This is a genomic window from Streptomyces sp. NRRL F-5135, from assembly GCF_000719775.1.
GTDB classification, from domain to species: domain Bacteria; phylum Actinomycetota; class Actinomycetes; order Streptomycetales; family Streptomycetaceae; genus Streptomyces; species Streptomyces hebeiensis.
On the sequence record NZ_JOHR01000053.1, the window covers coordinates 1 to 1,081 of the forward strand.

Annotated in this window: 1 protein-coding gene; it reads left to right on the plus strand. The window is 70.3% G+C overall.

Annotation, left to right across the window (positions count from 1 at the left end; all coding sequences use genetic code 11):
* Positions 1 to 348 precede the first annotated feature (348 nt).
* A complete protein-coding gene (locus IG02_RS0135410; RefSeq protein ID WP_030757707.1) occupies positions 349 to 888 on the plus strand; it encodes a hypothetical protein in 540 nt (179 codons plus the stop codon).
* The last annotated feature ends 193 nt before the right edge of the window (positions 889 to 1,081 follow it).

Sequence of the window (1,081 nt, forward strand, 5' to 3'; positions counted from 1 at the left end):
GTGAGCGACGCCAAGCGGCGGCTCGCGAACTGCAAGCACTGCGGTAAGCCGCGGGACGTGCACCCGGCCGCGCCTGTTGTCCGGCCGTGACCGCCCACCCCACCCACCAGAAAGACACCCGGATGACCGGCAAGCCGAAACCGAGACAGGGATACCGGTGCTCTCGCGGCCACTTCCTGCCCGCCAGGTTCCGGCCGCCGTTCAAGGACCCGGACGACTGGGACGACTCGTGCGAGTCGAACTGCCGTCATGCGGGCCGGTGACCGCCTGTACGACGTCGACCGGCCCGGCGGCTGTCACTGCCACCCCCTACCATCCCAACACACCGAAAACCAGGAGGAATTGACCATGACTGACCGCACTCTGCCCCACGACTCGTACATCACCGCCGTCTGCGACGCCCTCACCGCCACCGGCCTGGAACCCACCGACCACACATGGACGGACGACGGCGAGACCCGCGGCACGTACTGCTACCTGAACGCCGTGATCACCCTCGACCCGTCGGGCACGGTCGGCGAGATGACCGAGGACATCCCCGCCGGTACCCCGTGGCCGCATGGGCTGCTGCTGATCTGGGAGTGGCACACCGGCATCGAGGAGGAGCAGGGCGAGCCCGCGCGTGGCCCGCAGTGGCTGTTCGCCGAGCTGAAGGCGGACGGCTCCAACGAGTACCCCACCTCGCTGCCGGTGGAGGGCTACGCCGATCCGGCCGCAGTCGTCGACGCGGCTCGCAAGGTCATCGACCACAGCATCGGCGCCGGCGACTTCTTCAACTCGGGCCAGTGGCGCGACTGGACCGGCGGGATCATCGGCGGCTCGTGGGAGCGGCACGCCGAGTTGGACGCGGCGTGCGAGGCGTGGGGTACCGCCGAGGGCTCCGAGTAGCCGCGCCTTTCATGACCGCCCGCAACCGGCCCGGCGGTGTCGTAGACCGCCGGGCCGGCGCCCCGACCCTCCCACACCCGACCTGGAGAAGACCATGACCGACCCGACCCCCGCCGACCGTCTTCGCGCCCTCACCCTCCTCGAAGCCGCCGACTTCCTGCGCGACGCCCACTTCCGTGACGGCCTCAGCGTG